Annotated in this window: 26 protein-coding genes; 11 read left to right on the forward strand and 15 right to left on the reverse strand. The window is 73.2% G+C overall.

Annotated features, from left to right (window positions below; translation table 11 throughout):
* Nucleotides 1–27 precede the first annotated feature (27 nt).
* From BN6_RS39275 to BN6_RS39300, 6 genes are all read right to left on the reverse strand, one after another.
* Nucleotides 28–1,590 (reverse strand): 4-coumarate--CoA ligase family protein, encoded by a 1,563-nt coding sequence (locus BN6_RS39275; protein ID WP_015105439.1) that lies wholly within the window; start codon nucleotides 1,588–1,590, stop codon nucleotides 28–30.
* 416 nt (nucleotides 1,591–2,006) lie between these two features.
* Complete coding sequence (locus BN6_RS39280; protein ID WP_015105440.1) at nucleotides 2,007–2,867, reverse strand: DUF4349 domain-containing protein; 861 nt, start codon at nucleotides 2,865–2,867, stop codon at nucleotides 2,007–2,009.
* A 128-nt stretch (nucleotides 2,868–2,995) separates the two neighbouring features.
* Nucleotides 2,996–3,478, reverse strand: a complete 483-nt coding sequence (locus BN6_RS39285) for a type III secretion system chaperone family protein (RefSeq protein WP_015105441.1) — start codon at nucleotides 3,476–3,478, stop codon at nucleotides 2,996–2,998.
* A complete protein-coding gene (gene mshA / locus BN6_RS39290; protein WP_051075897.1) occupies nucleotides 3,475–4,725 on the reverse strand; it encodes a D-inositol-3-phosphate glycosyltransferase in 1,251 nt (416 codons plus the stop codon). Before mshA ends, BN6_RS39285 begins: the two co-directional genes overlap by 4 nt.
* Nucleotides 4,725–5,522 carry an alpha/beta fold hydrolase gene (locus tag BN6_RS39295; protein WP_015105443.1) on the reverse strand — a complete coding sequence of 266 codons (798 nt, stop codon included), beginning with the start codon at nucleotides 5,520–5,522 and terminating at the stop codon, nucleotides 4,725–4,727. Before BN6_RS39295 ends, mshA begins: the two co-directional genes overlap by 1 nt.
* Before the next feature lie 347 nt (nucleotides 5,523–5,869).
* Complete coding sequence (locus tag BN6_RS39300) at nucleotides 5,870–7,015, reverse strand: L,D-transpeptidase (RefSeq protein WP_015105444.1); 1,146 nt, start codon at nucleotides 7,013–7,015, stop codon at nucleotides 5,870–5,872.
* Nucleotides 7,016–7,094: 79 nt separating this feature from the next.
* On the opposite strand from BN6_RS39300, the gene BN6_RS39305 reads away from it, so the two are divergent.
* Entirely contained in the window at nucleotides 7,095–7,826 is a 732-nt protein-coding gene (locus BN6_RS39305) for an SDR family NAD(P)-dependent oxidoreductase (protein ID WP_015105445.1), read from the forward strand.
* A 234-nt stretch (nucleotides 7,827–8,060) separates the two neighbouring features.
* On the opposite strand, the gene BN6_RS39310 is transcribed toward BN6_RS39305, so the two are convergent.
* Nucleotides 8,061–9,017, reverse strand: coding sequence for a chymotrypsin family serine protease (locus BN6_RS39310; protein WP_015105446.1), 957 nt, complete (start codon nucleotides 9,015–9,017; stop codon nucleotides 8,061–8,063).
* Nucleotides 9,018–9,133: 116 nt separating this feature from the next.
* Complete coding sequence (locus tag BN6_RS39315) at nucleotides 9,134–10,264, reverse strand: UDP-N-acetylmuramate dehydrogenase (protein ID WP_015105447.1); 1,131 nt, start codon at nucleotides 10,262–10,264, stop codon at nucleotides 9,134–9,136.
* On the opposite strand from BN6_RS39315, the gene BN6_RS39320 reads away from it, so the two are divergent.
* From BN6_RS39320 to BN6_RS39355, 8 genes are all read left to right on the forward strand, one after another.
* On the forward strand, nucleotides 10,251–10,748 hold the full coding sequence (locus BN6_RS39320) for a DUF2505 domain-containing protein (RefSeq protein ID WP_041315626.1): 498 nt from the start codon (nucleotides 10,251–10,253) through the stop codon (nucleotides 10,746–10,748). The two genes, BN6_RS39315 and BN6_RS39320, sit on opposite strands and share 14 nt — an antisense overlap.
* Complete coding sequence (locus BN6_RS39325; RefSeq protein WP_015105449.1) at nucleotides 10,727–11,530, forward strand: class I SAM-dependent methyltransferase; 804 nt, start codon at nucleotides 10,727–10,729, stop codon at nucleotides 11,528–11,530. Before BN6_RS39320 ends, BN6_RS39325 begins: the two co-directional genes overlap by 22 nt.
* Nucleotides 11,531–11,676: 146 nt before the next feature.
* The gene (locus BN6_RS39330; protein WP_051075898.1) at nucleotides 11,677–12,222 is read left to right on the forward strand and encodes an RNA polymerase sigma factor; all 546 of its coding nucleotides are present in this window, start codon (nucleotides 11,677–11,679) and stop codon (nucleotides 12,220–12,222) included.
* Nucleotides 12,215–13,285 carry a CU044_5270 family protein gene (locus BN6_RS39335; RefSeq protein ID WP_015105451.1) on the forward strand — a complete coding sequence of 357 codons (1,071 nt, stop codon included), beginning with the start codon at nucleotides 12,215–12,217 and terminating at the stop codon, nucleotides 13,283–13,285. The genes BN6_RS39330 and BN6_RS39335 overlap by 8 nt, the downstream gene beginning before the upstream one ends.
* A gap of 90 nt (nucleotides 13,286–13,375) precedes the next feature.
* Nucleotides 13,376–14,110 carry a maleylpyruvate isomerase N-terminal domain-containing protein gene (locus tag BN6_RS39340; RefSeq protein ID WP_148303179.1) on the forward strand — a complete coding sequence of 245 codons (735 nt, stop codon included), beginning with the start codon at nucleotides 13,376–13,378 and terminating at the stop codon, nucleotides 14,108–14,110.
* 12 nt (nucleotides 14,111–14,122) lie between these two features.
* The gene (gene purU / locus BN6_RS39345) at nucleotides 14,123–14,998 is read left to right on the forward strand and encodes a formyltetrahydrofolate deformylase (RefSeq protein WP_015105453.1); all 876 of its coding nucleotides are present in this window, start codon (nucleotides 14,123–14,125) and stop codon (nucleotides 14,996–14,998) included.
* A 148-nt stretch (nucleotides 14,999–15,146) separates the two neighbouring features.
* Nucleotides 15,147–16,064 (forward strand): COG4315 family predicted lipoprotein, encoded by a 918-nt coding sequence (locus BN6_RS39350; RefSeq protein WP_015105454.1) that lies wholly within the window; start codon nucleotides 15,147–15,149, stop codon nucleotides 16,062–16,064.
* Nucleotides 16,065–16,191: 127 nt separating this feature from the next.
* Nucleotides 16,192–17,280, forward strand: a complete 1,089-nt coding sequence (locus BN6_RS39355; protein WP_015105455.1) for an LOG family protein — start codon at nucleotides 16,192–16,194, stop codon at nucleotides 17,278–17,280.
* A 49-nt stretch (nucleotides 17,281–17,329) separates the two neighbouring features.
* Here the strand turns inward: BN6_RS39355 and BN6_RS39360 are convergent, their stop codons facing one another.
* Nucleotides 17,330–17,884, reverse strand: coding sequence for a YbaK/EbsC family protein (locus tag BN6_RS39360; RefSeq protein WP_041315629.1), 555 nt, complete (start codon nucleotides 17,882–17,884; stop codon nucleotides 17,330–17,332).
* Nucleotides 17,885–17,955: 71 nt separating this feature from the next.
* On the opposite strand from BN6_RS39360, the gene BN6_RS39365 reads away from it, so the two are divergent.
* Entirely contained in the window at nucleotides 17,956–18,717 is a 762-nt protein-coding gene (locus tag BN6_RS39365) for a MerR family transcriptional regulator (protein WP_015105457.1), read from the forward strand.
* A gap of 31 nt (nucleotides 18,718–18,748) precedes the next feature.
* Here BN6_RS39365 and BN6_RS39370 read toward each other — a convergent pair whose 3' ends face one another.
* From BN6_RS39370 to BN6_RS39390, 5 genes are all read right to left on the reverse strand, one after another.
* The gene (locus BN6_RS39370) at nucleotides 18,749–19,294 is read right to left on the reverse strand and encodes a type 1 glutamine amidotransferase domain-containing protein (protein WP_015105458.1); all 546 of its coding nucleotides are present in this window, start codon (nucleotides 19,292–19,294) and stop codon (nucleotides 18,749–18,751) included.
* 9 nt (nucleotides 19,295–19,303) lie between these two features.
* Complete coding sequence (locus BN6_RS39375) at nucleotides 19,304–19,966, reverse strand: alpha/beta fold hydrolase (RefSeq protein WP_041315631.1); 663 nt, start codon at nucleotides 19,964–19,966, stop codon at nucleotides 19,304–19,306.
* Entirely contained in the window at nucleotides 19,960–20,280 is a 321-nt protein-coding gene (locus tag BN6_RS39380) for a DUF2516 family protein (protein WP_015105460.1), read from the reverse strand. Before BN6_RS39380 ends, BN6_RS39375 begins: the two co-directional genes overlap by 7 nt.
* A gap of 80 nt (nucleotides 20,281–20,360) precedes the next feature.
* On the reverse strand, nucleotides 20,361–21,044 hold the full coding sequence (locus BN6_RS39385; RefSeq protein ID WP_015105461.1) for a hypothetical protein: 684 nt from the start codon (nucleotides 21,042–21,044) through the stop codon (nucleotides 20,361–20,363).
* Nucleotides 21,045–21,049: 5 nt separating this feature from the next.
* Nucleotides 21,050–21,484, reverse strand: coding sequence for a helix-turn-helix domain-containing protein (locus BN6_RS39390; RefSeq protein WP_015105462.1), 435 nt, complete (start codon nucleotides 21,482–21,484; stop codon nucleotides 21,050–21,052).
* Between the two features lie 110 nt (nucleotides 21,485–21,594).
* Here BN6_RS39390 and BN6_RS39395 point away from each other — a divergent pair, with 110 nt between their 5' ends.
* Nucleotides 21,595–22,704: a methyltransferase domain-containing protein gene (locus BN6_RS39395; RefSeq protein ID WP_041319482.1), complete on the forward strand. Its 1,110-nt coding sequence runs from the start codon at nucleotides 21,595–21,597 to the stop codon at nucleotides 22,702–22,704.
* 109 nt (nucleotides 22,705–22,813) lie between these two features.
* Here BN6_RS39395 and BN6_RS39400 read toward each other — a convergent pair whose 3' ends face one another.
* On the reverse strand, nucleotides 22,814–23,293 hold the full coding sequence (locus BN6_RS39400; RefSeq protein ID WP_085983565.1) for a TFIIB-type zinc ribbon-containing protein: 480 nt from the start codon (nucleotides 23,291–23,293) through the stop codon (nucleotides 22,814–22,816).
* Between the last annotated feature and the right edge of the window lie 9 nt (nucleotides 23,294–23,302).

The raw sequence follows: 23,302 nt of genomic DNA on the forward strand, positions 1-23,302 counted from the left end.
CGAGCGTTTCCGCGAGCGGCGGAGAGATCAGCGGGCCTCGCGGGCGCGCAGGTCCTTGCGCAGGATCTTGCCGGCGGCCGATTTCGGGATGGCTTCGATGAACTCGACGACCCGGACCTTCTTGTGCGGTGCGACGTTGTCGGCCACGAACGCCATCACGCCGGTCCCGTCGAGGGCCGCGCCGGGCTGGAGGACGACGAACGCCTTGGGCACCTCCTCGCCCTCGTCGTCGCGCACGCCGACCACCGCCGCGTCGGCGATCTCCGGGTGCGTCAGCAGCAACGCCTCCAGCTCCGCCGGCGGCACCTGGTAGCCCTTGTACTTGATCAGCTCCTTGACCCGGTCCACGATGGTGACCAGGCCGTCGGCGTCGATCACCGCGACGTCGCCGGTGTGCAGCCAGCCGTCCTCGTCCAGCGTGGCCGCCGTGGCGTCGGGGTTGTTCAGGTAGCCCTTCATCACGTTCGGGCCCCGGCACCAGAGTTCGCCGCGCTCGCCCACGCCGACGTCCTCGCCGGTGGCCGGGTCGATGAAGCGGCACTCCATGTTGGGGGCGATGACGCCGACCGTGCCGACCGGGATGTCGTCGCGGTCGTCCGGGATGGCGTGGCTGACCGGGCTCATCTCGGTCATCCCGTAGCCCTGCGAGACGCGGCAGCCCAGGCGCTCGGCGACGGCGGCGGCCAGGTCGACGTCCAGCGGCGCGGCGCCGGAGAAGATCGTGTCGATGCCGGTGAGGTCGTACTGGTCCACCAGCGGGTGCTTGGCCAGCGCGACCGCGACCGGCGGCGCGATGTAGACCCGGTCGGTGCGGTGGTCCTGGATCACCCGCAGGAACTCGGCCAGGTCGAACTTCGGCAGGGTCACCACCGTCGCGCCGACGTGCAGGCCGTTGTTCATCAGCACCTGCATCCCGTAGATGTGGAAGAACGGGAGCACGGCGAGGATCCGGGTGTTCCCGCCGACCTTGAGCAGCGGGCCGCACTGCACGATGTTGGCCACCAGGTTGCGGTGGGTCAGCATCACGCCCTTGGCGCGCCCGGTGGTCCCCGAGGAGTACGGCAGCACGGCGACGTCCTGCGCCGGGTCGACCACCACCTCGGGCACCGGCCCGGTGGCGGCGAGCAGCTGGGTCAGGTTCGGGTACCCCTCGGCCTGGTCGAGCACGACCACGTCGGAGATGCCCGCCTTCTCGGCGCCCGGTGCGGCGTTGGGCAGCAGCACGGAGACCGTGAACAGCATCTTCGCGCCGGCGTCGACGAGCTGGTGGGCGACCTCGTCGGCGGTGTAGAGGGCGTTGACGGTGGTCGCGGTCGCGCCGGCGCGGAGGATGCCGTGGAAGACGACCGCGTAGTACGGGGTGTTGGGGCTGAGGATGCCCACGACGTCACCCTTGCCGATGCCCCGTTCGGCGAGGGCGGCGGCGAGGCGGTCGATCGCCCCGGCGAGCTGGGCGTAGGTGAGGGACGCGCCCGAGGAGCCGTCGACCAGCGCCACGCGGTCCGCGCGCTCGCCGAGGTCGGCGAACAACAGCTCGTGCAGCGACACGTCGGGCAGCTCGACATCGGGGTACGGACTGCGGAAGACCATGCGGCGGCCTCACTACTCACTAGTAACGACAATCTCGCCATGGTGAGCCACAACACATCCCCGGTCAAGGCAGAACGAAGATCACGAGAGCGTTACTTAACCCCGCTAATAACACTCGAATGGAGCAACGTCAGCCCTTGTGGTGATCGCCGGCGATCTGCCAAGTTGACAGGGCCGAACGGGTCGGCTCCCACGCACTCCAACGACCCGGTAGGCACCACCGCGGTTCGCAATCCCCCCGTCGAACCGCGGCCCGCTGGGATTCCCGGGCTCCCCCCGCCCGGATCCACCAGTAGCGGGGACTGACGTGGGGCGGCTTGAGCTCGCGACTCCCCCTCTCTCCCAAGCCGCCCCGCGCTCCCGCCCGATGCCACTCTCAGTAGAATTTCCGTCAGGAACCGTGGCTCATTCAGGTGTCAGGGAGTAACCGCGCTTTTGCGGCGACGACGCCAGGCGAGGTATGCGATCAGGGGCGTTGCGAGCACCACCGCGAACGGCAGAACGCTCCCGATGACGATGAGCAACCACGAAACGGCCTTCGTCAGCGCGCCCCAGCCGTCGCCGAGAGCCGTCAGGAAGTTCTCGTCCTCGGCCTTGTCCCCGCCTTGGACGACCTCGGCGGTCCGCGACACCGACAGGGTCAACGTCGACATGGAGACCTGGCCGCGCAACGAGTCGTAGCGCCGCTGGAGCGACTCCAGCTCGCCCTGCCGCTTGGTCAGCTCGGCCTCGATCTGGGTGATCTCCGACGTGCTGGAGGCCCGGTCCAGCAGCCCGCGCACCCGCTCCACGCTGGCCCGCTGGTTCGCCAGCCGCGCCTCGACGTCCACCACCTGGTCGGTCACGTCCTCGGTGCGCACGGTCCGCTCGCCGACCGTCACGTCCGGCAGCTCGCCGATCGCCTTCATCACCGCGTCCAGCCGGTCGCCCGGCACCCGCAGGGTCGCGGTGGCCCGCTGGTCGGTGAGGTTCTCCGCGCCGGTGAACCCGCCCTGCGCGATGGCGGCGTCCTTCGCCCGGGTCAACGTCCCCGCCACATCCGCCGCGCGCAGCTCCATCGACCCGGTCCGCACCAGCTGCCGGTTCTGCGCGGCGGGTTCGGCCACCGCGTTCTCCTGCTTGCCCGGGGCCTGGGTCTGCTTGCCCACCTGCGGCGCGGCGTCCTGCCGCTCGGCCGGCGCGGCGGCCTGCGAGCTGCCGCTGTTCTGGCTCGCCGAACACCCGGCCAGCACGACCAGACCCAGCAGCGCTACCGCGATTCCCACCCGTCTGCCCATGTTCCCCTCCCGCATCCCACGCCGTGCGAAGCCGTGCCGGAACTTCCGGGCGGCTCCGCCGACCTGCCGGAGGCAGGTCGATCAGACCCAGGACGGAGGGATGGGAAGGAGGCGTTGCGCGGGGTCGATCACGATTCGGACACCAGGTGCTGGAACGCTTCCAGGTTGGCCAGCGATTCGCCGCGCGAGACCCGCCAGTCCCACTCGCGCTGGATCGCGCCCTTGAAACCGAGCTCCAGCAACGTGTTGAAGTCGCCGTCGGCCGCTTCCACGACCTGGCCGAGCACCCGGTCCAGCTCGTCCGCCGTCACCGCGTGCGGCGCGATCCGGCCCACCAGGTAGATGTCGCCCTGGGCGTCGAGCGTGTAGTGCACGCCGTAGAGCTTCGCGTTGCGCCGCAACAGGAACCGGTACACGTCCTGGTGCGCCTCGTCCGGCCGGCGGCACACGAACGCCTCCACCACGACGGCGTGCCGGCCGACCACCAGCCAGCAGTTGGTCTGCAGCTTCTTCGTCCCCGGCAGCGTGACGAAGAACTTCCCCGGCTCGTCGTGGGTGTAGGTCAGCTCGCGTTCGTCCAAAGCGGACCCGATGACCTCGTCCAGGCTCAAGCGAAGACCTCCTCGCGGAACACGTCCCGTGCCCTGGCGTACCCCGCCAGCAGGGAATCAGTCGTCCGGTCCCAGGAGAACCGGCGGGCGTGCCCGACGGCGTTCACCGCCAGCTCCTCCCGGTGCGCGGGGTGCAGCACGACCGACTCCAGCGCCCGCGCCCACGCCACCGGGTCGTGCCCGTCGACCAGCACGCCGGACACCCCGTCCCGCACGGCCACCGGCAGCCCGCCGACCGCTGCCGCGACCACCGGCGTCCCGCACGCCTGCGCCTCCAGCGCGACCAGGCCGAACGACTCGTTGTGGCTGGGCACGGCGACCACGTCGGCCGCCCGGTACACCCGGGCCAGGTGCTCGCCGCCCTGCGGTGGCAGGAACCGGACCACGTCGGTGATGCCGAGCTCGCCGGCCAGCCGCTTGAGCTCCTCGGGGGTCTTCACGCCGGTCCCGGACGGCCCGCCGACCACCTGCACGACCAGCCGCTCGCGCAGGCCCGGCGCGCGGCGCAGCAGCTCGGCGGCCGAGTGCAGCAGCACGTCCGGGGCCTTCAGCGGCTGGATCCGGCCCACGAACGTGAGCACCAGGTCGTCCGGGCGCAGCCCCAGCGCCGCGCGCGCCGCGTCCCGGTCGCCCGGCGTGAACAGGTCGAGGTCCACGCCCGGCGGCACGACCTGGACCTTCGCCGGGTCGGCGTCGTAGAGCTTGACCAGCTCGGCGGCCTCCACGTCGGTGTTGGCGACCAGCATGTCGGCCTCGGCGACCACCTGCTCCTCGCCGATCACCCGCATCCGGGGCTCGGGGGTGTCGCGCAGCGCGAGGTTCGCGTTCTTCACCTTGGCCAGGGTGTGCGCGGTGTGCACCAGCGGCACGCCCCACCGCTCCCGGGCCAGCCAGCCGACCTGGCCGGACAGCCAGTAGTGCGAGTGCACCACGTCGTAGTGGCCCGGCTCGTGCCGCGCCTCGGCCCGCAGCACGCCCGCCGTGAACGCGCAGAGCTGGCCGGGCAGCTCCTCCTTGCCCAGGCCCTCGAACGGGCCGGCGACCACGTGCCGCACCTTCACGCCCGGCGCCAGCTCCGCCACCGGCGGCAGGTCCGACGACGTGGCCCGGGTGAAGATCTCCACCTCGATGCCGCGCCGGGCCATCCGGGTGGCGGTCTGCACGATGTAGACGTTCATGCCGCCCGCGTCGCCCGTGCCGGGCTGCTCCAGCGGCGAGGTGTGCACCGACAGCACCGCGACCCGCATCACGGCCCGACCTCCGCGACGAACGCGGCCAGGTCGGCGGCGAACCGCTCCGGTCGTTCCCGGAACGGCAGGTGGCCCACTGCCTCGTACCAGCGCATCTCCGCTCCGGGGACGGTCGCCGCGGCGTGCTCGGCCGCGGCCGGGTGGACCACCTCGTCGGCGGTCCCGTGCACCACCAGGGTCGGCCTGTCGACGGCTTTCAGCACCTCGGAGCCGTCCACGTCACGCCGGAACAGCTCGCGGCGCACCCGGGCGGGCACCCGCAGCGCGGTGCCGAGCATCCGCTGCACGTCCACGCCGGGCACCGCCCCGGGCGTCTGGGCGGCGCAGAACCTCAGCAGGGCGGGCACGGCCACCTCCGGGTCGTCGGACAGCGCGTCGGGCAGCGCCTCGCGCATCACCCGTCCGGTGGCACCGCCGGGCCGGTCCGGGCCGATCCCGGTGATCGCGCCCACCAGCACCAGGCCGCGCACCGCGGCCGTGCCGTGGTGGCGCAGGTAGTCGGTGAGCACCAGGCCGCCGTAGGACCAGCCGACCAGCACCGCGGGACCGGTGTGGTCCAGCACGGTGCGCAGGTCGCCGGCCCACGTCGCGGAGTCCCGGTAGCCGTCCGCCAGCACGTCCGACTCGCCGTGCCCGCGCAGGTCCGGCGCGTACGCGTGGAAGGACTCGGCGGGCGGCCACACCTCCCCGGACTGGGCCCAGCCGTGCACCAGCACCACGGCCGGGCCGTGCGCGGGGCCCGACTCGCGGACGGACAGCCGGACGCCCTCGTCGGTGAGGAGAGAAGTCAGCACGACCAGTCCCAACAACCGGACGAGTTCATCGCTTCCCGATGCAAGCCCGGATCACAGCGCCCAACCCGGCTAGCGCAGTGCCGATCCCGGGTTGCGCAGTGCCGATCCCGGGTTGCGCGGTGCCCATCCCGGACCGCGCGGTGCCGACCCCGGGCCCGGACGCGCGGCGGTTCCAGTGCCAAGACGTGCACCAACGCCCGGAAACACGGCGGACCCGGCGCCCGAGGGCGTCACGGGTCCGGTGTCGGGCGTGGTGGGCGACGCCCCGGAAGCGGGGCGGCTCCGGCACCCGAGGCCGGTGCCCGGCGGGATGGCGGGGCCGGTGCCCGGAGGGGTGGCGGTGCCGGTCAGAGGGCCGACATGGTCTGCCACTGCGTCCAGGGGATCTGCCAGTCGTACCAGTCGTACTGCGCCGGCAGGGTGGTGATCGCGCCGGTGACCTCCACCGGGTCGCCCACCATCGCGCTGTCGTAGTACGCCTTGGCGTCGGCTTCCAGCAGGTTCGCGCAACCGTGCGAGGTGTTGTTCTTGCCGATGTTGCCCGCGTTGTCGTTGTTCTCGTGGATGAACTCGCCGTGGTTGGAGAACCGGACGGCCCACTTCTTCAGCACGTTGGTGTAGCCGTAGCGCGGGTTGTCGAAGCTGAACTGCGGGTCCTTCTGCATCACCACGAACGTGCCGTTCGGGGTGGTCAGCTCCGGGTCCTCGTCGCGGCCGAACGAGGCCGGGTAGCTCGCCACGGTCTGCCCGTCGCGCTGCACCACGAGCTGGTGCGACGGGGTGTCGATCTTCACGACCTGGTTGCGGCCGATGGTGAAGTCGCTGGTCACGTCGGCCGTGCCGAACGCGCCGCCGCCGTAGGGCACGCCGTAGAGCTTGGCCTCGACGTGCACCTTGGTGTTGGCGGGCCAGTAGGTCTCCGGGCGGTAGTGCACCTCGCGGGAGTTCAGCCAGCCCCAACTGCCCTTGACGTTCGCGGAGTTGGTCACCGTCAGCGCCTTCTCGGCGCTGGCCCGGTCGGCCACGTCCGCGTCGAACTTGACCATGATCGGGACCGCGACGCCGACCGTCTGGTCGTCGCCGGGGAACAGCGTGGCCCGCACCTGCGCGCCGGCGGCCAGCGTGCTGAAGGCGCCCTTGAGGTCGACCTTCTTGCCGTCCGTGCCGGTGGCCCGGCCCTGGTAGCTGTAGCTCTTGCCGAAGCCCAGGGGCTCGGTGCTCGACCAGGTCCTCTTGTCCTCGGCGACCTTGCCCGCGACGGCCTTGCCCTCCGGGTTGGTCAGCGTGACCTCGTCGATCGTGCCCTCGGCCACGGTCACCTGGACCGGCTGGTTCACCGGGACGTCCTTCGCGCCGTCGGCCGGCGCGGTGGTGAACTTCGCCACGGGCGGGCGGTCACCGCCCTCCGCCTTGGGGGCACCCTGTTCCACCTGGGCGGAGCAACCCGCCAGGAAAACCGCACCGAGCAGCAGGGCCGTGATTCTCTTGCGCACTGTTCGACCTCCCGAACGAAGGACGCGCACTGGGGCTTTCGGTGCGAGTGATCTGCATCACACACCTAGGATCACCCTCGTGACCCGTCCTATCGCAGTCGTCACCGGAGCCAGCGCGGGTATCGGTGAGGCCACCGCCCGCAAGCTCGCCGCCGAGGGATTCCACGTGGTGCTGGGGGCCCGACGGCTCGACCGGCTCCAGACTATCGCGGATGAGCTGGGCGGCACGGCCATCGCGCTCGACGTGACCTCGCCCTCGTCGGTCGAGGCGTTCGTGGCGGCGGTCCCGCACGCCCGCGTCCTGGTGAACAACGCCGGCGGCGCCCGCGGCCTCGACCCGGTGCTCACCGCCGACGAGGACGACTGGCGCTGGATGTGGGAGACCAACGTGCTGGGCACGCTGCGGGTCACCAAGGCCCTGCTGCCCGCGCTGATCGACTCGGGCGACGGGCACGTGGTGACGGTGACCTCCGTGGCCGCGTACGAGGCGTACGACAACGGCTCGGGCTACACCTCGGCGAAGCACGCCCAGTCCGCCCTGCACCGCACGCTGCGCGGCGAACTGCTCGGACAGCCGGTCCGGGTGACCGAGGTCCTGCCGGGGATGGTGGAGACCGACTTCTCGGTCAACCGGTTCGACGGCGACGCCGAGCGGGCGGCGGCGGTCTACGCCGACGTGACCCCGCTCACCGCCGACGACGTGGCGGACGTCATCGCGTTCGCGGTGACCCGCCCGTCCCACGTGAACCTCGACCAGATCGTGCTCAAGCCCCGCGCGCAGGCGTCGGCGACCCGGGTCCACCGGGGCTGAGCCCCGAATCAGGTTCTGTGGCTGAGCCCCGAATCAAGCCCTGCGGCTGAGCCCCGAATCAGGTCCTGCGGCTGAGCCCTGGGTCAGCTTGGCGGCCAGGTCGGCTATCTCGTCGTCGGCAACGGCACGAGTTCCGCCGGCCGCCCAGCCAGTGCGGTGCGCCGGCCGTTGCAGCGCCGGGTCATCCTCCTCGGACCAGTTCGAGGTGGGACTCGTGGTTCGAGTGGGCGCGGGTCACGGTTCCACGGTCAGCAGGTCGACGTCGAGTTGGTCGAGGACGTTCGCGATCGGGTTGGCGAACCCCCGGTCGCGGCTGCCTCCGCAGTACAGGCCGACGACCCGGTTGGCGTCGTCGAGCAGTACCGCGCCCGAGTCGCCGTGGTCGGCGAACGGGCCTTCCACCCGGATCTGGTCGCGCAGCGTCCGCACGCCCAGGCCCGTGCCGAAGTCCAGCGTGATCGCCGCGTCCGTGGACGCCACCACCCCGGCGGTCAGCGCGGTGGTCCGGCCGCGTTTGCGCACGTGCTGCCCGACCAGCGCTTCCCCTTGCCCGGCAACGAGCCCGATCCCCGCCACCTCGGCCCGCGAGCGCGGTGTGGTGAGCAGGATCGCGGCCGCGTCCACGGTCCCGGACAGCGCCGCCCGCGCCAGCACGCCGATCTGGTCCCGGTACGGGTGGCCGCCGTCGACCCGGGACGGGTGCACCATCGGGTCGCCGACGGCCCACGCGTCGTCCACGCACGCGATGTGGAACGCCGTCAGCGCCATCGTCCGGCGCTTGGCGCGTGGTGTGACCAGCGCGCCGAGCGTCCCGGCGACCAGGTAGTCGTCGGCCTCCGGCACGTCCGGCGGCACGAACCGGACCGCGCGGCTCGGCCCGACCCCGATCCCGCCGATCAGCAGCTCGTGCCGCTCCGCGCCGCTCACGCCCTCCGGGGAGGCCAGCGTGTGGTGCGGGAAGAACGTGTCCTCGACCACGTCGGTCGGGATGCCCAGCACGTCCGGCGGGATGGTGAACTGCGCCGCGTTCCCCTTGCGCCGCACGTAGACCACGATCGACGGCACCCCGGTGCACCGCCCGCCGACGGCCTTGTGGCCGATGTCGACGCCGACCACGCCGGGCCGGCCCAGGAAATCGTCCTCCACCAGCCGTTTGATGGGCCGGATCACCGCGCGTCCGTCGCCTGCCATGACGACCTCCAACCACCCCTACCTCAATGAAACGCGAGGAGTGAGATTTCGTCACACGCAGTCACCCGAACGGCCGGTCGCCGGTTTGCGCCGGTCCGGTTCGGACGACCGTCGCGTCAGAACTCGCAGCCCACCAGCACGGGCTCCGGGCGCAGCTCCACGCCGAACGCCGAGCGCACCCCGTCGCGCACCTCGCGCGCGAGGTCGAGCAGGTCCTCCGTGGACGCGCCGCCCCGGTTGGTCAGCGCCAGGGTGTGCTTGCCGGACAACGCGACCCGCCCGCCGGGCCCGCGGTGGCCGCGGCTGAAGCCGGCGCGTTCGATCAGCCACGCGGCGGACAGCTTCCGGTGGCCGGGACCGGCCGGGTAGGTGGGCACCTCGACGTGCCGGCCGAGCCGTTCGGCGATCCGGATCAGCACGCCGGCCAGCGTCGAGTCGGCCAGCAGCGGGTTGGTGAAGAACGAGCCCGCGCTCCACGTGTCGTGGTCGGCCGGGTCGAGCACCATCCCCTTGCCGCGCCGCAGTTCCAGCACCGCCTTGCGGGCCGCGTCGGCGGGCACCCGGTCGCCCTGGGCCACGCCCAGCACCCGGGCCAGCTCGGCGTAGCGGATCGGCGCGGACTGGCCGCCGGAGGTCAGCGCGTACCGGGCACGCAGCACCACGGCCTGGTCGGTGCCCTTGAGCACGCTGGTGCGGTAGGCCAGGCCCAGCGCGTCGGCCGACATCTGGTTGACCCGGCCGGTGCGCCGGTCCAGCACGTCCACCGACGTGAGGACCTGGGAGATCTCGACGCCGTACGCGCCGACGTTCTGCACCGGCGTCGCGCCGACCAGGCCGGGGATGCCGGACAGGCACTCCAGCCCGCCCAGCCCCTGTGACACGGCCTCGGCGACGACGGAGTCCCAGTCCTCGCCCGCCTCGACGGTCAGCTGCACCAGGCCGTCGCCCAGCGGGTCGAGCCGGCGGCCCCGGGTGCCGACCCGCACGACGGTGCCGGCGAAGCCGGTGTCGGCGATCACCAGGTTGGAGCCGCCGCCGAGCAGCAGCACGGGGTCGCCGGCCGCGTCGAGCGCGCGCACGGCGTCGACCAGCTCGGCGGAGGTGGTGGCGCGGACGTACCGCGCGGCCGGGCCACCGAGCCGGAGCGTGGTGCGCTCGGCCAGCGGCACGCGGGAGCGCACCTGGGCACTGGACAGCGGGGTGGTCACGACTGTCAACGGTAGCCTCCGCGACATGGCACGCCGCATCGAGCACCTGACGACGTTCCCCCGGCCCGCGTCCGAGGTGTACGCAGCCCTGGTGGACGAGGGCCACCTGCGCGACCGGCTGGTCGCCCTGGGCGGGACCGACCCCGCGCTGGTCGCCTTCACCACCACCGACGCGACGACGTCGTACCAGCTCAAGCAGGGTGTGCCGGCGGACAAGCTGCCGTCGGTGGCGCGCGGGCTGCTGGGCGGCGACCTGGTGATCGAGCGGGCCGAGGTGTGGACCGAGGCGGGCCGCGCGGGGACGGTCGAGGTGACGCTCGACGGCGTCCCGGGGCGGCTGGACGGCACCTTCACGCTGGCCGACACCGCCGGCGGCGGGAGCGAACTCACCCTCGCGGGTCAGGTCAAGGTGGGCATCCCGCTGATGGGCGGCAAGCTGGAGAAGATGATCGCCGAGCAGGTGGCCGTGCTGCTGGACAAGGAAGCGGAGTTCACCACCGAATGGCTCGCGCGCCGCGCCTAGCGGCGGGCCGGGCCCGCGCGCTCGGCCTGCCGACCAGGGGCACGACCAACCCGAACCGCCTGCGCCGGGTCGACCGGTGGCTGGCGCACGCCTACCGCGACCTGCTGGCGGAGGCCGCCGACCCGCTGGTGGTCGACCTCGGCTACGGCTCGTCGCCGGTCACCACCGTCGAGCTGGCGGACCGGCTGCGCCCGCTCAACCCGGCGCTGCGCGTGCTGGGCCTGGAGCTGGACGCGGACCGGGTCGCGGCGGGCGAGGCCGCGGCCGACCCGCCCCGGCTGGAGTTCCGGCGCGGCGGGTTCGAGCTGGCCGGCCGCCGGCCGCTGCTGCTGCGCGCGTTCAACGTGCTGCGCCAGTACACCGAGGAGCAGGCGACCGGGGCGTGGGCCACCATGACCGGCCGGCTCGCGCCCGGCGGCGTGCTGGTCGAGGGGACGTGCGACGAGATCGGCCGGCGCTGCTCCTGGGTGGCGCTCGACGCCGCGGGACCGCGCACGTTCACCCTGTCCTGCCTGCCCGGCGACCTGGAGGCGCCCGGTGACCTGGCCGAACGCCTGCCCAAGGCGTTGATCCACCGCAACGTGCCCGGCGAGCGGGTGCACGCCCTGCTGGCCGAGCTGGACGGGTGCTGGGCGACCGCCGCGGCGTTCGCGCCGTTCGGGCCGCGCGCCCGCTGGGTGGAGGCGGTGCGGCTGCTGGCCGCGCGGTGGCCGGTGCTGGACGACCGGAAGCGGTGGCGGCTGGGCGAAGTGACCGTGCCGTGGGAGTCCGTGCGGCCGTAGCGCGCCGGTTCGCCACCGGGGAGCGCCGCCTCCCGGCGCACGATGTGCCGGTGGCCACACAGCGGGAACGCCGACGGGGGCTGGGGGCAGGTACCGGTGTGCGAAGCGACGTAGCGCCCATGGCGCCGACGAGGCCACCGGTCCGGGTGGCACTGGACGAGGGGTCGCTGTTGACGCTCTACGAGTCGACAGCGGCGCGGCTGCACCGGTACGTGGCCCGGCGGGTGGGGGCGGACACCGCGCAGGACGTGGTGTCCGAGGCGTTCCTGGCGCTCTGGGAGCAGCGGGCGGGCCAGGTGGTCGAGCAGGACACGCTGCGCGCCTGGCTGTACGGGGTGGCGACGAACCTGCTGCGCCGGCACGTGCGCTCCGAGGACCGCAAGCTGCGGGCGTGGAGCCGGGAGCACGCCGCGCGCACCGACGTGGCCGACGTCGGCGACCGGGCGGGCGACGCGGCCGACGCGGAAGCGCTGGCCGGACCGCTCACCCGGTGGCTGGCCGACCTGCGCCGCGAGGAGCGCGACGTGCTGCTGCTCACCGCGTGGGCCGACCTGGCCCCCGGCGAGATCGCGGTCGCGCTGGACGTTCCGGTCGCCACCGTCCGCACCCGCCTGCACCGGGCCCGCGCCCGGCTGCGCACCCGCCTGGCCGACCACCTCACCGACTCCGACCCGGGGGACGACGATGCGTGAGAACTCTCTTGACCTGCTGCTCGACCGCGCGCTGGACCGCGCCGTCGCCGACGAGCCCGGCCTGACCGGGGAGCAGCTCGACCAGGGCCGGCTCCGGCTGGCCGCCGACCTCCGGCGCACGTCGGACCAGGCCCCGACGGGTAAGGCCCCGGCGGGCCGCACGACGTCGTGGAAGCCGCGCCGGGTGCTCGCCGCGGCGGCGGCGCTGGCCGTGCTGACCGCGACCGGGCTGGTGTGGCAGGGGGTCGTGGACACCTCCGCGACCGCCGCCGCGGCCTCGCTCAACCGCGCGGCCGACCTCGCCGCCTCGGTGGTCGACCAGCCGGTCGGACCGGGTCAGTACCGCTACGTGCGCAGCCGCTACGTCGGCGTGACGGTGGCCCTCGGCGACGACACGGCCACCACGGCCGGGCTGGTCAACGAGCTGTGGATCCCGTCGGACCCGAAGCAGGAGTGGCTGGAGCGGCAGGCCGACGACGGCCCGGCCACCTGGTTCCCGGGCAAGGAGGGCCAGGGCACGCCGCCGGGCAACCCGGCGTCGCGCAACGGCGAGTTCCGCGCGCCCTGCGGCGACTTCTCCTACATGGCCGAGGGCACGCCCGACCGCTGCACCCGGATCGACTGGAGCAACCCGTCGCCCGAGTTCCTGGCGGGCCTGCCGACCGACCCGAAGGCGCTCCACGAACGCCTGGTCCGGGACGGCCGGGACTTCGTGCCGGCCGAGTGGGGCACCGACGCCGGCGTGCTGCGGGCGGTGCAGGCGGCGCTGGCCAGCGGTCGCGTGCCGGCCGCCGTGCGCGCCCAGCTCTACCGGGCCCTGGCGCACGTGCCCGGCCTCCAGGTCACCGACGACCGGGCCAACCTCGACGGCAAGGTCGGCACCGCGCTCGGCGTGCGGGTCGGCGACGAGTTCGTCGAGGTCGTCATCGACCCGGCCAACGGCGAGTTCATCGGGCGGCGCGACGTGACCGCGGTCGACGCGGAGCTGCCCGAGGGCACCGTCCGCCAGTCCAGCTCCACCACGATCGGGGTCGCCGACGCGCTGGGTGTCGCCCCCCGCTGACCCGGCCGGTCCTCCCGGCCCACCAACGGGTGCGGTCCACGCGTTCGGGGCGCGTGGACCGCACCCGGCCGCGTGCCTAGGCTCGACCGGGTGGAACACCAGGACCTCCTCGACCAGGCCCACGTCCAGTACCGCGCCCTGCGCGCGGCGGCGATCACCGCCGGACCCGGGACGCCCGTGCCCACCTGCCCCGGCTGGGACGTGGCCAAGCTGGTCCACCACCTCGCCGGGGTGAACTCGTGGGCGCTGGCCGCGCTGAACACCGCGCCGGACGGCGACCGGCCGGGCGCCGAGCCCCGTCCCGAGGGCTGGGAGGAGCTGCTGGCCTGGTGGGACGACCGGTTCACGGCGATGAACCGGGTGCTCGCCGACGCGGGCCCGGACGCGCCCGCGTGGACGTTCGCCGGCCCCCGGTCCACCGCCTTCTGGATCCGCCGGCAGGCGCACGAGATGGCCATCCACCGGCTGGACGTCGAGCACGCGCTGCACGGCCCGGAAGTGCCGTCGCTGCTGTTCGACCCGGAGTTCGCGGCCGACGGCGTGGACGAGTTCCTCACCGTCCTGCTGCCGCGCGCCGCGCAGCGCGACCCGGTCGACCGGGTCGGCCGGCTGCTGTGGCACGCCGCCGACGCGGGCCGCACCTGGGAGGTGGCCCTCGTGCCCGGCGAGCCGCCGGCGGCCGGACCCGCCGTCGGTGCGGCGACCGACCAGGACACGACCGCGGCGGGCACCGCGGACGCGCTGTACCGGTTGGCGTGGGACCGGCCGAGCGGCGCGATCGTGTCCGGGGACAGGTCGCTGGTGGACGCGCTGCCGCGACCGTAGATACTTCGGACCGTGCCCCAGCCTGAACGACGCTACGTGATCACCTTCGGGTGCCCGGACCGGACCGGCATCGTGGCCGGCATCTCCTCGTTCCTGGCCGAGCACGGCGGCTGGATCGTCGAGGCGGCCTACCACACCGACCCGGCGACCAACTGGTTCTTCACCCGCCAGGAGGTGCGGGCCGACTCGCTGCCGTTCGGCGTGGACGAGCTGCGCGAGCGGTTCGGGCGGGTGGCCCGGGACCTGGGCGCGCACACGAACTGGCGGGTCACCGACACCGGCGAGCGGCGGCGGGTGGTGCTGCTGGTGTCCAAGGAGGGGCACTGCCTCTACGACCTGCTCGGGCGGGTCGCGTCGCGCGAGCTGGACGTGGACGTGTCGGCGGTGATCGGCAACCACACCGACCTGGCGGGCATCACCCGCGCGCACGGCATCCCGTTCCACCACGTGCCGTTCCCGGTGAACGACCCGGAGGGCAGGCAGGCGGCGTGGGCGCAGCTCCGCCAGCTCGTGGACGTGCACCAGCCGCACGCGGTCGTGCTGGCCCGGTTCATGCAGATCCTGCCGACCGAGCTGTGCGCGGCGTGGACCGGGCGGACGCTGAACATCCACCACAGCTTCCTGCCGTCGTTCATCGGGGCGCGGCCGTACCACCAGGCGCACGGCCGGGGCGTGAAGCTGGTCGGCGCGACCTGCCACTACGTGACCGCCGAGCTGGACCAGGGCCCGATCGTCGAGCAGGACGTGATTCGGGTGGACCACACCGACTCGATCCCGGACATGGTGCGCAAGGGCCGGGACATCGAGAAGGTCGTGCTGGCGCGCGGCCTGCGCTGGCACCTGGAAGACCGGGTCCTGGTGCACGGCAACCAGACCGTCATCTTCTAGCCCGTCCCGCGACCGCCCAGGGGACGGTTGCCGGGCGAAACAAGACGCGCGAGAACTCTGGTGAACCGCTTGCGCGAGCGGCACGTGTGGTGGGTGCCGGCCGGTCGGGAAGACCGGCGAAACCACTTACACCACCTGGAGAAATCCCATGCTGCGCAAGCATGTCGTGCCCCTTGCCGCCCTGATGGCCGTCGGTGCCGTCGCGTTGTCCGCCTGCGGGACCGCGGGCTCGGCCCAGCCCGCGCCGCAGCCCGAGCGACAGCAGGAGCAGGCCGACACCGGGTCCGGCGGGACGGGCGGGCTGTCCCTGCTCACCGGCACCGCCCGGTCCAACAAGGCCGACGAGAAGTCCGGCGACCTGGCGCCCGCGAACGCCGCCCAGGACGTGAGGTCCAAGTGGGTGCAGTTGCGCGCCACCACGGCCGGCGACCTCGACCCCGTCGTGGTCAACGGCGCGGGAATGACGCTCTACCGCTTCGACCCGGACACCGCGAACCCGTCCAGGGCCACCTGCGACGGTGACTGCGCCAAGACCTGGCCACCGGTCACCATCGCCAAGGGCGGCAAGGTGTTCGTGGCCGGCGTGAAGAAGTCCGACGTGGGCGTGGTGAAGCGGGACGACGGTCGGTTGCAGGTCACCGTCAAGGGCTGGCCGGTCTACCTGTTCAGCAAGGACACCAAGCCCGGCGACACGCTCGGCCAGGGCGTCGGCGGCACGTGGTTCGGCGTCACCCCGGACGGGCAGAGGGCCGGCACCCCGCAGCCCACCCGACCCCAGCCCACCCGACCCCAGCCGACCCAGCCGACCGCGAAGCCCGCGACCTCGGTGACCCTGTTCACCGGCAAGAACTTCGACGACACCAGCGGCGACAACTTCGCCCGGGGCCTGGCCGGCAAGGGCTGCCAGAACACCGACGGCGACTTCCTGTCGCTGACCGTCGACGGCTCGCTCAAGGTCTGGTCCGAGCCGGACTGCAAGGGCACCGCGAAGGTCGTCACCGACGACGTGGCCGACCTGACCGCGCTCGGCTTCCCCACCGGCCCCAAGTCCGTGTTCTTCGGCTGATCCACCGGCCGGTGCGAGCGTCTGCGGTGAAGTACCGGTGACCACGCGGCGAACTGCGTCCGCGAGCAGGTACCGGAGTCACGCGAAAGGCGGTCCCGGCAGGCCCGTCCGGACGTAGGCTGCGCCGGTGCGTACCGAGATCAGGGACCTGGACCAGGTCCACGCGGCCGACGACCTGCGTGGCGCGGTGCTCATCGGGCTGGACCTCACCGGGGTGGACCTGCGGGTGCCGCTGGACGGCGCGCTGTTCCTGGGGTGCCTGCTGTCGCCCTCGGGCCAGCGCCGCGCCGACGCGGCGGGCGCGCTGGTGTTCCCGAACATCCCCGACGTGCCCTACCGGGTCTACCGGTCCGCGCTCTACACCCCGGCCGAGCTGTTCGCCGGGTTCGACCCGGGCCGGCCCGCGACCTACGCCGACACCCCCGACGCCCGGATCTACCGGCACAGCAAGCGGCAGGGCCACCACCCCGACCCGCTGCACGCGCTGGCCGAGCGGCTGCACGACCACGCGATCACCGAGGCGTTGGACGAGGCGCTGACCGGAACGCCGGTCGCCGTCATGGGCGGGCACGCGCTGGGCCGCGACACCGACGGCTACCGGCGCGCGGTGGCGCTGGGCGCGGCGCTCGGCGCGGCCGGGTTCACCGTGCTGACCGGCGGCGGGCCGGGCGCGATGGAGGCCGTGCCGCTGGGCGTGCGGGTCGGCGTGGACGCGGCCGTGCTGCGCGACCTGGCCAAGGTGCCGAGGTTCGGCGGCGACGCCAAGTCGATCGGCCGGTGGCTGGCGGCGTTCCCGACCGACCTGCCGGCCTCCGGGCGGGCGCGCACGATCGGCATCCCGACCTGGTTCTACGGCCACGAGCCGCCCAACCCGGCGTGCGAGCTGCACGCCAAGTACTTCGCGAACTCGGTGCGCGAGGAGGGCCTGCTCACCGTCGCGACCGGGGGCATCGTCTACACCCCCGGCAGCGCGGGCACCGTGCAGGAGGTGTTCCAGGACTACACCCAGAACCACTACGCCTCGGTCGGCCCGGCCGCGCCGATGGTGTTCCTGGGCAAGGACTTCTGGGTCACCGAGGTGCCCGCCGCGCCGCTGGTGCAGCGGTTGGCGCGCGGCCGGGAGGCCGAGCGCTGGATCCTGGTCACCGACGACGTGGCGGAGGCCGTGGAGTTCCTCGGCGAGTACGCCGCCCAGCTCCAGCCCGCCCAGCTCTAGCCGGCTCGGCTCCGGCCCGCTCGGCTCCGGCCCGCTCAGGTCCGGCCACTCAGGCCGGGCGGGCCAGCCCCTCGACCACCTCGGCGCCGGGCAGCTTGGCCAGCACCTCGCCGGGCACCAGCAGCTTGCTGCCCCGGATGCCGCTGCCGATCACCAGTTCCGGCGCGGCGGCGACCTCGGGAGAGAGCAGCACCGGCCAGTCGGCGGGCAGCCCGACCGGCGTGATGCCGCCGTACTCCATGCCGGTCAGCGCCACGGCGTCGTCCATCGGCGCGAACGACGCGCGCCGGGCGTCCAGCCGGCGGCGCACGACGCCGTTGACGTCGGCGCGGGTGGTCGCGAGCACGACGCACGCGGCGTACCGGATCGTGTCACCGCGCTTGCCGGCCACGATCACGCAGTTCGCGGACGCGTCGAGCGGCGAGCCGTAATGGGCGCAGAACTCGGCGGTGTCCGCCAGGGTCGCGTCGATCTCGGAGACCGCGAGGCGGTTCCCGTCGGGCAGCGCGCGCAGCGCGGCGGCCACCGGCCCGGCCACCAGGTCGAGGTGGTCGAGCACGGGCGCGGGGGTCAGCTTTCCGGCGATGGTCCACACACCGACCATCCTGCCGGCTCGCCTTGACGTTGACGCAGCGTCAACCTCTACCGTGGTGGACGCAGGGGAGGTGACGGGTCATGGCCTGGTCGATCGCGCAGGTCGCGCGGATGTCGAAGGTGACGTCCAGGACGTTGCGGCACTACGACTCGATCGGCCTGCTGCCGCCGGCCTGGATCGGCGGCAACGGCTACCGCTACTACGAGCGGGAGCAGTTGGTGCGGCTCCAGCAGATCCTGCTGCTGCGGGACCTCGGGCTGAACCTGGACACGGTGTCCGAGGTGCTCGACGGCCGGCACCGCACGGTGGACGTGCTGCGCAACCACCAGCGGTGGCTGCGGACCGAGCAGGACCGGCTGTCCCGGCTGGCCGACACCGTCGCCAAGACGATCACCGAACTGGAAGGGGGTGAGCACAACATGAAGATGGAAGAGCTGTTCGACGGCTTCGACGCCGACCGCCAGGCCCGCTACGAGGCGGAGCTGGTGCAGCGCTACGGCGACGGCATGCGGGAGCACGTCGACGCGAGCAAGAGCCGGATGCGCGGCTGGAGCAAGGCCGACGCCGACGGGTTCAAGGCGGAGTGGGCCGCCGTCGCGAAGGCGTACGGCGAGCTGTTCGACGCGGGCGTCGCGCCCGACGCGCCGCAGGCGCTGGAGGTGACCGACCGGCACTACCGGTGGATCTGCCTGAGCTGGACCCCGAACCGGGAGTCCTACACCGGGCTGGGCCGGCTGTACGTCGACGCGCCGGACTTCAAGGTGCAGTTCGACGCCCACGCCGAGGGTTTCGCCGAGTGGGTGCGTGAGGCGATCACGGCCTACGCGGACACCCGGCTCTAGCGGACCGCGGGGAGGTGCACATCCCCGCGGGCTACAACCCGAACGCCTTGATCAGCTCGCGGTCGAACGCGGGCAGGTCGTCGGGGTTGCGGCTGGTCACGAGCGTCCAGCCGTTCATGGTGCAGACCTGCACCTCCAGGTCGTCCCACTGCCCGCCGGCGTTGCGGATGTCGGTGGCCAGGCTCGGGAACGAGGTGAGCATCTTGCCGCGCACCACGTCGGCCTCGACCAGCAGCCACGGCCCGTGGCAGATCGACGCGATCGGCTTGCCGGCGGCGACGTGCGCCTTGACGAACGCCACGGCGTGCCGGTCCATCCGCAGGAAGTCGGCGTTGGCGACCCCGCCCGGGATGACGACGCCGTCGTAGTCCATCGGGTCGGCGTGCGCGAACGGCACGTCGACCTGGAAGGTGTCGGCCGGCGTGAGGTGGTTGAACCCCTGGACCTCGCCCAGCTTCGGCGCGAGCAGCCTTGGCACCGCGCCCGTCTTCTCGACGTGCTGCCACGGGTCGGTGAGCTCGACCTGCTCGATCCCCTCTTCGGCGACCAGGAATGCGATCTTCTTCGGTTCGGCCATGCCCTTCGGCTACCCGCCGAGGAAATCGCCCAACCACCCGCGCACGTCACTCCGATGGGTCAACCAGGAGGGCACGAGTTCGAGCCGGCCGGCGGGGAACGCGCCGGCGGTGGCCTTCGCGATCTCCTCCGGGTGCAGCGGGTCCCGGGTCGCGCCGACGACCAGCACCGGGACCTGCACCGCGGCCAGCAGCGCGCGGTCCGGGACGGCGACCTGGCCGGGCAGTTCGGCCAGCGCCCCGTCCAGCCGGGCGAACGCCCGCCGGCGCTCCGCCAGGTACTCCGGCGGCCCGCCGACGACGGTGATCGCGTACTCGCGGGCCAACAGCCGGCGCGGCTCGTCCAGCACGGCGGGCAGCAGCAGCGCGACCCGTTCGAACGCGTCCGGGTCGTCGGCCAGCAGCGCCATCAGCGCGCCGGCGGTGAGCGAGACGCCGATCGCCCGGGTCGCGCCCACCTCGCGGGCGACCAGGCGCAGGTCGGCGGCGATCCGCCGGTAGTTCCAGTACCCGGCGGGCGCGTCCGGGGCGTCGCCGTGCGACGGGAGGGTGACCACGACCTTCGTGCCGGGCAGCCCGGACGTGGGCAGCCGGGCCTCGCCGGGCGTCGCGCCCAGGCCGTGGCCGACCAGGGTGACCGGCGTCCCGGAGCCGAAGCTCCGGTAGGTCACCACCTCGGGCCGCGCTGCACCTCGATCAGCCGGGGGCGCACGTCCACCAGGTAGACCAGCACGGCGACCAGGCCGGCCAGCCAGAACATCGCGCCGGGGCTGTTGAGGCTGAACAGCAGCAGCGCGAACGTGCCGCCGCCGGTGATGCCCAGCCACGCGGGCTTGGTCAGCCGCTCGGCGGCGGTGTAGGCCTCGGCCTTCTGGGACAGCGCGTGCACGAACGCGAACACGCCGATGACGAGCCCGGCGTAGTACGCCAGGATCATGATCCACTGGTCGAGGTAGATCAGGTCCAAAGGCGGAAACGGGGAGAGCACACCCCCAGACTACGTGCGCGGCGCGTCCGGGGTACAGCCGAAACGGGACGTCCCGGACAGGACGCCCCGTGACGGTGGGCTCACCCGGCGGTGTCGCCGGCCTTCTTCGGGGTGGTCGGACGGGCCGCGGCGGGCTTGCGCGCGGCGGTCGTCTTGGGCGCGGCGGCGGTGCTGCGGGCGGACGCGGTCCGGTTGGCCGCCTTGCGGGCGGTGCTGCGCACGTCGTGCGCCACGTCGTCACCGGCCTCGGTCACCGCGGACGCGAGCTTCTCGCTGGTCTCGTCGACCTCGCGGGCGACCTTCTCGCCGACCGAGCGGGTCCGGCGGGTCACCTTGCCGAGCACGTCGTCGGCCAGGTCGCGGGCGTCGGAGGCGGCGGCGCCGGTGCGCTTCTGCGCGGTCTCGACGGCGGCCTCGACCTCGCTGAGCGCCTTCTGCACCTGCGGCTGGCTCTTGAGCCGGTCCAGCGCCTCCTGGCCGTGCTCGGCGAGGTACTGGTAGAGGTTGAGCGCGGACTGGGTGTAGGCGTCCACGATCTTGCGCAGCTCGGCCGGCTCGAACTTGTCGCGCAGGTCCTGGAGGTCGGCGGACTCGGCGGCGGTCTTGGCGGCCTCGGCGCGCTCCTTGGTCTTGTTCAGCGCGTCGATCACGGCCTTCGCGGCCAGGTCGCCGGCGCCCAGGGCGGCCAGCAGCGGCGTGCGGGCGGCGGCGACGACCTGCTCGCCCGCCTTGCGCAGCTCCTCGGTGGTGGGCAGGTTCGACATGGAGTTCACTCCTCGGGCTTCGGTTGGGACTCGGGCTTCGGGTGGGGCTCAGGCTTCGGTTGGTGCTGGGGCTGCCGGCCGGCGGTGTTCTCCCGCCGGAAGGACTCGTAGACGTCGAGCAGCACCTGCTTCTGCCGCTCGGTCAGGTCGGGGGCGGTGACGATGGCGTCGGCCAGCGCGCCGCCTTCGCGCTGCTCCAGGAACCCGGCCTCGACGTAGAGCGCCTCCGCCGAGATCCGCAGCCCCTTGGCGATCTGCTGGAGGATCTCCGCGCTGGGCTTGCGCAGCCCCCGCTCGATCTGGCTCAGGTAAGGGTTGGACACCCCGGCCAGCTTCGCCAGTTGGCGCAGCGAGATCTTGGCCGTGTTGCGCTGTTCGCGGATGTACTCGCCGAGGTCGGCGACGGCCCGGTCGATGGACTTCTTGTCCGGCACGTCCACTTCCGGCACCTCCTCGATCCGTTTTCGACGGTACGCCGAGGTGCTAGCTCCTGCAAGCGCCCTGCTAGCAATTCGGACGTGGGCTCGCCCACAGCGCTAACGTGGGGTGGGTGGACCTGGCCGCCAACCTGCGCGAAGAGCTGGTCGACTCGCTGGTCGCCGCCGGCGTGCTCGGCGACGACCGGTGGGCGACGGCGTTCCGCGAGGTGCCCCGGCACCTGTTCGTCCAGCGGTTCTTCGTGGCGACCACCGACGGCTGGACCCCGGTGACCGCCGAGCACCCGGACTTCCTGTCGCTGGTCTACCGCAACCAGGTCTGCGTCACCCAGCTCGACAACTCCGACGCCGCCTGGGAGCGGGCGGTCGCCGAAGGGGCCGTGGACGGGGTGCCGACCAGTTCCTCCAGCATGCCGACGATCATGGCGATCATGCTGGAGGCGCTCGACGCCGAGGGCACGGTGCTGGAGATCGGCACCGGCACCGGCTACAACGCCGCGCTGCTCGCGCACGTGCTCGGCGACGACGCGGTCACCTCGATCGACGTCGACCCCGACGTGCACGCCCGCGCGGCGGCGCGGCTCGCGGAAGCCGGCCTGCGGCCGTTCTGCGTGGTCGGCGACGGCGAGCGGGGCTACCCGGCGCGGGCCCCGTACTCGCGGATCCTCGGCACGTGCGCGGTGTCCCGCATCCCACCGGCGTGGCTGGGGCAGGTCGAGGACGGCGGCTTGATCGTCACCACGTTCAACCGGGCGCTGGGCGCGGGCCTGGTGCGGCTGGAGGTGCACGACGGTGTCGCGGCCGGGCGGGTGATGCTGGAGGACGGGCGGTTCATGCCGTTGCGCGCGCACCGGCAGGCGTGGGCGGACGAGGCGCTGCACCACGCGCTGCACGCCAAGGGCACGAGCCGCACCACCACGCTGGCCGCGCGGACCGTGGTCGACCCGGCGTCGGGCTTCGAGTTCTTCGCCGGCCTGGCGCTGCCCGACGTCGCGGTGGGCCTCGACCCGGTGCGCCTGGTGCACCCGGACGGTTCGTGGGCACGGCACCGGGGCGCGCTGGTGGACGAAGGCGGACCGCGCGCCCTGTGGCGCGAAGCCGAAGCCGCCCACCGCGAGTGGCACTCACTGGGCCGTCCCCGCCGCCACCGCTTCACGTTCACCGCGACCGCCGACGACCAGCACTTCGCCCTCGACGACACCGACCTCACCTGGCCGCTGTAACCCGCCGCCGCCACGACCCCGCACTCCGGTTAAGCGGCGCGGTCGGACGCTCCGATCGGAATACGCGGTCCGGCGGCGCGGTCCGGCAGCAAGATCCAGCGGCGCGGGCTCAGTCGAGCAGTTCCTCCAGGAAGCTGCGCCGGCGGTGGTGGCCGTGCGGGGCCTGGCCGTAGTAGCCGGGCGGGTACTGCTGCGGGTAGCCGGGCGCGGGCGTGCCGGGCGGCGGGGTGCCGGGCGGCGGTTGGTACGGCGGCGGCGACCCGGCCGCGGGCTGCGACGTGCCCGGGTAGGGCGGCGGCGCACCCTCCGACGTGCCGGGATAGGCCGGCGGAGCCCCCTCGGACGTGCCGGGGTACGGCGGCGGCGCACCCTCCGACGTGCCCGGGTAGGGCGGCGGAGCGCCGTCCGCCGCGGGCTGCGGGGTGCCGGCGTACGGCGGGGCCTGGGCGTAGTGGTCGCGCTCGGCCGCCAGGATCTGTTCCAGTTCGCCGCCGTCCAGGAAGACGCCCTTGCAGTTGTCGCACTGCTCGATGTGGACGGCTCCGCGCGTGATGGTCCGCATGAGGTCCTGGCACTTGGGGCAGATCACGTACCCGAG

It is taken from the genome of Saccharothrix espanaensis DSM 44229 (assembly GCF_000328705.1).
Lineage (GTDB): Bacteria > Actinomycetota > Actinomycetes > Mycobacteriales > Pseudonocardiaceae > Actinosynnema > Actinosynnema espanaense.